This is a genomic window from Actinosynnema sp. NPDC020468, assembly GCF_040642015.1.
Taxonomy (GTDB): domain Bacteria; phylum Actinomycetota; class Actinomycetes; order Mycobacteriales; family Pseudonocardiaceae; genus Actinosynnema.
Genome location: NZ_JBFAEO010000076.1, coordinates 21,415 through 28,074 on the forward strand (window position 1 = coordinate 21,415; position 6,660 = coordinate 28,074).

A 6,660-nucleotide genomic window follows, 5' to 3' on the forward strand; every position below is an offset into this window, starting at 1 on the left:
GGGGAACGCCGATGATCATCGGGGCGTGGACGAGGAGCGGCTGGTCGGGGGCAACGACACCGAGGAGGTCGTGCGCGTCGGTGACACCGTGCGGCGCACGCCCGGGCCCCGGTCGGATTTCGTCGCGGAGGTGTTGCGGCACCTCGAGTCCGTCGACTACCCGTACGCGCCGCGGCACCTCGGTGTGGACGATCGCGGGCGGGAGGTGGTGAGCTTCGTGCCCGGGCGCACGACGGACCACCCGTCGCAGCGGGCCGAGGGCGCGTACGCGCGGGCCGGGACGATGCTCCGACGGCTCCACGAGGTGACGGCCGGGCACCCGCTCGCGGGCGGCCTGGAGTGCGTCGTGCACGGGGACGCGGGCCCGTGCAACACCGTGTTCCAGGACGGGCTCCCGGTCGCCTTCATCGACTGGACCACGTGCGCTCCGGGTGTCGCGCTGGACGATCTCGGCTACCTGGCGTGGACCTGGTGCGTCGCGGCGGAGGGCAACGTGCCGGTGGAGGAGCAGGCCGCGCACCTGCGCGAGCTGCGGGACGGGTACGGCGACGTCGACCCGGAGCGGTTGCTGGACGCCGTGGTGCGGCAGCAGACGCGCGTCGTGGAGCGGGAGACGGCGAACCTGCGCGACGAGCGGCTGCGGCCGCAACGGCGGGCACACGCCGGGAAAGCCGTGGCGTGGGCCGAATCCGACCGCGCGGTGGTCCGCCGGCACCACGCGCTGCTGCTGTCCGCGTTGCGCTGAGTCACGCTCCGCGTCGATCCGCAATCGGGTGGTGCCCTCGCTGATCGAGCCACCGCTGTTCGCCCGGCCGGCGTCCGCGTCCGAGGTCCTGATCGCGGGCGCGGGAGGCGGTTTCGACGTGTACGCGGGGTTGCCGCCGGCGTTCGCGTTGCGGGGCCTGGGAAGCGGGTCCACTTGGCGAACCTGTCGTTCTCCGCGCTCGGCCGGCTCGACCTGGACGACTGGATCGCGCCCGACGTCGCGGCGGTCGGTCCAGCAGCGCCGGGTCCGAGACGTACTTCCCCGAGCGCACGCTCGCGCGGTGGTTGGCCGGGCAGGGGTTGCCCTCGACGGTGCACGCCTTCCCGCGCACCGGGGTCCGGCCGCCGGCCGCGGCGTACCGGGTGCTGGTGGACCGGCTGGGCGTTCGGCGCCCTGTCGATCCCGTCGGACTCGGTGGAGGCCGAGGCCTACGTGGCCGCGGTCGCGGACGCCCAGGCCGCCACGCCGGCACGGTGGGGTACCTGGACGCGATCCGGTCGACCTCGACCATGATGGAGGTGTCCGCGATCGTCGACTCCCACCGGCCCGGTCGGGCACTCCGACCGGCACGGGTGTTCCCGCACTGAACGCCGGGTGTGCGCGGTGACCCGACCGGTGCTGTTCCTCGACGTCGACGGCGCGGGGGCGGATCAGGCGCCGGCAGTCGGAGGGGTGACGACCCAGTCCTCGGTGCGGCGGTGGCGGCCCAGGGCGACGGCGGCGAACTCGTCGTGGTGGTGGGCGCGCGCGACTCCCAGGTGGCGCAGGGCCCGGGAGAGCGGGGTGCCCTCGGGTGGGCGCGGGTCGTCCTCCTCCAGGCGGAGTGGGCCGAGGACGAGCTCCCCGCCGCGCCAGACCCGGGCCGACTGCGTGCCGACGCCGCCGAAGTAGTCGGCTTCGAGGTGGGCGACCGGGCCCGTCGCCGAGCACGCCGCCAGCCGGTTCTCGAGGTCGGCGCGGAGGTCGTCGGTCACCGGGAGCAGGACGAGGTGCCCGTCGAGCGGCACACCGCGCGCCTCGCCGGCCAGTGCGCGCAGCACGGGCGCCGCGGCGACGATCGCGTCCAGGCAGTACACCCGGTTCCTTCCGGGCGATCGGCTAGTGGACGCGGAGGCCGGCGACGAGGAGACCGACCACGCGCCGGGCGCTGTAGCGGGGATTGTCGCCCACGCAGAGGTTGCCCACGGCGCGCAGCAGTTCGTAGGCGTCGGTGTCCGGGCGGATCTCGCCGGCGTCGGCCGCGGCGGTCAGGAGTGCGGCGCACGCGGGGACCAGGTGGTCCAGGAAGTACGCGTGGAGGGTGTCGAAGGTCGTCGCGTCGGACTGGAGGGCTTCGGCCAGGCCGTGCTTGGTGACGACGAAGTCCACGAAGAGGTCGATCCAGCGGGACAGGGCCGCGTGGGGGGTGGGGCCGGCCGCCAGCAGGACCGGCGCGGCGGCGGCGCAGGCTTCGACCTGGTGGCGGTAGACGGCGACGACGAGGTCGGCGCGGGTCGGGAAGTGGCGGTAGATGGTGGCCACACCCACGCCCGCCTTCGCCGCGATGGTGCGGACCGGCGCGTCGACGCCGGAGGTGGCGAATGTGGCGGCGGCGGCGTCGAGCAGGGCCGACTCGTTGCGCCGGGCGTCGGCGCGCTTCCTCGGGGTGCTGTCGACCACCGGCCGGCTCCTTCCGGTTGGCAAACGGAACCGTGTTCCGTATGTTGGGTAGCGGAACATGGTTCCGGTTGCCCAGGATGCCAGAACGGGCGCGATCGGACCAGTTCCCCCGACGGAGGAGGACGCAGTCATGCAGTACCGCACCTTGGGCCGCACCGGCGTGCAGGTCAGCACCCTCGCGCTGGGCGCGATGAACTTCGGCGCGACCGGGCGCACCACCCAGGCCGAGGCGACCGGGCTGGTCGACCTCGCGCTGGAGGCCGGGATCAACCTGATCGACACCGCCGACCGGTACGGCCAGGGCGAGTCCGAGGAGATCGTCGGCAAGGCCGTCGCGGGCCGCCGGGACGACCTCGTGCTGGCCACCAAGGCCGGCCTGCCGATGGGCGAGGAGCGCAACCACCGCGGCGCGTCGCGGCGGTGGCTCACCACGGCGCTGGAGAACAGCCTGCGCCGGCTCGACGTCGACCACGTCGACCTCTACCAGGTCCACCGCTGGGACCCGACCACGAGCGACGAGGAAACCCTGTCCGCGCTCACCGACCTCCAGCGCGCGGGCAAGATCCGCCACTTCGGCTCGTCCACGTTCCCGGCCTACCGCATCGTGCAGGCCGAGTGGGCCGCGCGGGAGCACCACCTCGGCCGGTACGTCACCGAGCAGCCCGGCTACTCGATCCTGCAACGCGCGGTCGAGGCGCACGTGCTGCCGGTGACCGGGCAGTACGGGCTCGGCGTGCTGGCGTGGAGCCCGCTCGCCTCGGGGTGGCTCTCCGGCGCGGTCCGCGAGGGACGCGAGGTCACCACCCACCGCTCGGCCCTGCTGCCCCAGCGGTTCGACCTCGCGGTGCCCGCCAACCGGGCCAAGCTCGACGCCGTCGAGCGGCTGGCGAAGGTCGCCGACGAGGCCGGCCTGACCCTGATCCAGCTCGCGCTCGGGTTCGTCACCGCGCACCCGGCCGTGACCGCCGCGATCATCGGGCCGCGCACCGCCGACCACCTGCGCGCCCAGCTCGCCGCCGCGGACACCGTGCTGCCGGCCGACGTCCTCGACGCGATCGACGCGATCGTGCCGCCCGGCGTCGACCTCGCGCCGGACGAGAAGCACGACACCCCGCCCGCCCTGCTCGACGCGGCGGCCCGCCGGCGCTGAGCGTCTTCGTGGTGGCCGACCAACCCGGCGCGGTCGGTTCATCGGGTCCGACGTAGCGCGGCGGGTCGGTCAGGCCGTCCACTGGTGGACCACGAAGGGAGCGAACATGGAGACCGCGCAGGAGGTCGTCGCCGGGATCCGGCGCCGGGCCGAGGAGGTCGGGGTCCGGGTGTGGCTGCACGCCGCGGACCTCGACGGGCCGCGCCGGCTGGACGTCGACGGCACCGAACCGGTGGTCGCGGCCTCGGTGTTCAAGGTTCCCGTGGCGGTGGAGCTGGCCCGGCAGGGCGCGACCGGGCAGGTCGACCTCGGCGAGCGCGTCGCGGTCCGACCCGGCACCGGCACGATGTCGCCGTACGGGCTGGCGACCTACCGGCACGAGGTCACCATCTCGTGGCACGACCTGGCCGTGCTGATGATCGGGGTCAGCGACAACGCGGCCACCGACCTGGTGATCGGGCGGATCGGACTGCCCGCGGTGGCCCGGCTGCTGACCGACCTCGGGTTCTCGCGGACCGCCGTGCCCTACGACTGCGAGGGCCTGTTCCAGACCATGCGGGACGACCTGGGCGTCTCCGACCCGGCGGCGTTCACCGGGTTGAGCCGGGACGAGTACCTCGGGTTGCGCGCGCTCCGGCCGGAGCACACCTGCCGGACCACGGCCGAGGAGATCACCCGGCTGCTCGGGATGGTGTGGCGGGACGAGGCCGCGCCCGCCGAGGCCTGCGCGGACGTCCGGAACTGGCTCGGGCTCCAGGTGTGGCCGCACCGGCTGCGGTCCGGGTTCCACGAGGACGGCATCCGGGTGTCCGGCAAGACCGGCACGCTTCCGTTGGTGCGCAACGAGGTCGGCGTGGTCGAGTACCCGGACGGCGGCCGGTACGCGGTGGGCGTGTTCACGCTCGCCCACGACACCAGGGTGCAGGCGCCGGAACGGGACGCGTTCCTCGGTTTCGCGGCGGCGCGGGCGGTCGACTGGTTGCGCGGCTGACCGCGCGCCGCGCCGGGGTTCAGCCGTGCAGGCGCGGGGTCTGGTCGTCCAGTCGACCGACCAGGCGGTCGCGGAGGAGGGGGAGCCAGGACGCGGGCAGGGCCTCGGGGTGGGCCAGCAGGCGGCGGGCGGCGGCGTGGTCGGCGCGGTCGACGTTGACCACGCGGTGGGCCTCGGCGACGGTGATGCCGTGCGCCGGGCGGGAACGGAGGGTGATGGGGCGGTCGGCGGTCACCGTTCCGGGGGTCAGCACCCGGCAGTAGAAGCCGGTTCGGCCGGTGCGTTGGGTGAGCACGGCCAGGTCGGGGACGTCGTGGCGGGCGGCGAGCTTGTAGCAGGGGCGGCGGGGTTGGGTGACCTGGAGGACCACGTCGCCGACCTCGTAGATCGCGCCCAGCACGACGTCGGACTCCAGGAGGCCGGTGGTGGTGAGGTTTTCGCCGAACGCGGGCGGCGTGAGGTCGGACAGGTGCGGGCGCCACGCCGCGTAGTGCTCGTTCGGGTACAGCAGCACGGCCTTGTCGGGTCCGCCGTGGTGCTTCCGGTCGCCCTGCTCGTCGCCGGCCAGACCGAGTTCGGTGACCTCGACCGGGCCGGTGACGGGGGTTTTGCGGATGCCGGACGGCACCGAGCGGCCGTGCCAGGCCAGGGGCCGCACCGCGCCGACCGACACCACCAGCACGCGGGCGGTCACGGCCGCGCGACGGCCGACAGCGCGTGGTCGATCCACCGGACGAGGACCTGCTCCCCCGCGGCCGAGATCGGGCGAAGGTCCTCCGGGGACACCACGACGTCGTCGGGCAGGTGCGGCTCGATCTGCGCCAGCGCGTCGGCGTCGAGTTCGACGTGGAACTGGAAGCCGTAGGACTCGCCGACCCGGAACGCCTGGTTCGGGTAGCGGTCCGTGCTCGCCAGCAGCACGCCGTTCTCGGGCAGCTCGAAGGTGTCCTGGTGCCAGTGGACGACCGGCAGGCTCGGCCCGGCGGGTCCGAGCACCGGGTCCGCCACCCCGTCCGGGGTCAGCTCGACCGTGCCGGCGCCGATCTCGAAGTCCGCGCCGGGCACGAGCAGGGCGCCCAGCGCGGTGGCGAGCAGCTGCGCGCCCAGGCACACGCCGAGCACCGGCCGGCCCCGGCGGACGGACCGCGCGATCAGGTCCCGCTCGGCCGCGAGGTTCGGGTGTTCGCGGTCGTCCAACGCGCCCATCGGGCCGCCCATCACCACCAGCACGTCGAAGTCCTCGGGCAGCGGCTCGTTCCGGTACACCCGCACCACGTCCACCTCGACGCCGGCCGCGGCCAGCAGGGGCGCGATCAGACCGGGACCCTCGAACGGGACGTGCTGGACCACTACCGCGCGCACCGGACCTCCTCGTGTCGTCTTGCGGAAAGCATGCCACAAAGTAGCTAGGACTCCTACCTATCCGACTGCGCGAACCGATCTCGGCCGGACGGCGTTCGTCAGCCGGCGGGCTGGTGCTCGGGGCAGTCGACGCGCAGGTCGCTCGACGGCAGCGGCGCCCGGAGCAGGTGGCAGTGGTGCGGCGCGGCCGGGTCCGGGTGGCGGTCGACCTCGAAGAAGCGGCACGTGGTGCACGTCCGCGCGACGCTCACCACGCCCTGGCGCTGGAGGTCCGCGACGACCAGCAGCAGGCTGCGCAACGTGGTCGCCCGGTCCGCGGCCGGCAGTCGCCCGAACGCGTCGAGCACCGGGCCGTCCCACGCCGCGAGGTCGCGGGCCACCGCCGAGCCGGCCTCGGTCAGCGTGAGCAACCGCCGCCGGCCGTCCACGCCCGGAGTCCGCGCCACCAGACCTTTGCGCTCCAACGCGGTGACCGCGTCGGACATCGTCGGCGTCGTCACGTCGAACTCCGCCGCCAGCGCGCCGACCTCCCGGCGGGCGGCCGGCTGCCGGGCCAACGCGAGCACGGCCTGCTGCTGCAACGGGGACAACCCGCGTTCGCGCGCGCTGCTCTGGGCCAACGACCGCACGCCGTGCCCGAGCCGTTCGACGGCGTCCGCAAGCCGTCGGTCCAGATCGGCCCCGCCGTCCTGCTCGGTCATGCCGTCCGCCTCGACGCGTAGGAGCCCTAAC

The 6,660-nt window shown here is 74.4% G+C and carries 8 protein-coding genes; 3 read left to right on the top strand and 5 right to left on the bottom strand.

Features of this window, described 5'->3' with window-relative positions; genetic code table 11:
• Window positions 1-25 precede the first annotated feature (25 nt).
• A complete protein-coding gene (locus AB0G50_RS34020; RefSeq protein WP_360117519.1) occupies window positions 26-745 on the top strand; it encodes an aminoglycoside phosphotransferase family protein in 720 nt (239 codons plus the stop codon).
• A gap of 671 nt (window positions 746-1,416) precedes the next feature.
• Here the strand turns inward: AB0G50_RS34020 and AB0G50_RS34025 are convergent.
• Window positions 1,417-1,842 (bottom strand): hypothetical protein, encoded by a 426-nt coding sequence (locus AB0G50_RS34025; RefSeq protein ID WP_360117522.1) that lies wholly within the window; start codon window positions 1,840-1,842, stop codon window positions 1,417-1,419.
• 22 nt (window positions 1,843-1,864) lie between these two features.
• On the bottom strand, window positions 1,865-2,425 hold the full coding sequence (locus tag AB0G50_RS34030) for a TetR/AcrR family transcriptional regulator (protein ID WP_360117525.1): 561 nt from the start codon (window positions 2,423-2,425) through the stop codon (window positions 1,865-1,867).
• A gap of 130 nt (window positions 2,426-2,555) precedes the next feature.
• On the opposite strand from AB0G50_RS34030, the gene AB0G50_RS34035 reads away from it, so the two are divergent.
• Together AB0G50_RS34035 and AB0G50_RS34040 are read left to right on the top strand one after the other, a co-directional pair.
• Window positions 2,556-3,575 carry an aldo/keto reductase gene (locus AB0G50_RS34035; protein WP_360117528.1) on the top strand — a complete coding sequence of 340 codons (1,020 nt, stop codon included), beginning with the start codon at window positions 2,556-2,558 and terminating at the stop codon, window positions 3,573-3,575.
• Between the two features lie 106 nt (window positions 3,576-3,681).
• Window positions 3,682-4,566, top strand: coding sequence for a serine hydrolase (locus AB0G50_RS34040; RefSeq protein WP_360117531.1), 885 nt, complete (start codon window positions 3,682-3,684; stop codon window positions 4,564-4,566).
• A 19-nt stretch (window positions 4,567-4,585) separates the two neighbouring features.
• Here AB0G50_RS34040 and AB0G50_RS34045 read toward each other — a convergent pair whose 3' ends face one another.
• The 3 genes from AB0G50_RS34045 to AB0G50_RS34055 form a co-directional block, all read right to left on the bottom strand.
• Entirely contained in the window at window positions 4,586-5,260 is a 675-nt protein-coding gene (locus AB0G50_RS34045) for an MOSC domain-containing protein (protein ID WP_360117534.1), read from the bottom strand.
• On the bottom strand, window positions 5,257-5,928 hold the full coding sequence (locus AB0G50_RS34050) for a gamma-glutamyl-gamma-aminobutyrate hydrolase family protein (RefSeq protein ID WP_360117537.1): 672 nt from the start codon (window positions 5,926-5,928) through the stop codon (window positions 5,257-5,259). Before AB0G50_RS34050 ends, AB0G50_RS34045 begins: the two co-directional genes overlap by 4 nt.
• 98 nt (window positions 5,929-6,026) lie before the next feature.
• Window positions 6,027-6,660: MarR family winged helix-turn-helix transcriptional regulator (locus AB0G50_RS34055; RefSeq protein ID WP_360117540.1), on the bottom strand; the 634-nt coding region annotated here is incomplete at its 5' end.

Bases quoted from the DNA above. Each gene is read 5' to 3' on its own strand.
- AB0G50_RS34040 (WP_360117531.1), top strand. From the start codon at position 3,682: ATGGAGACCGCGCAGGAGGTCGTCGCCGGGATCCGGCGCCGGGCCGAG.
- AB0G50_RS34035 (WP_360117528.1), top strand. From the start codon at position 2,556: ATGCAGTACCGCACCTTGGGCCGCACCGGCGTGCAGGTCAGCACCCTC.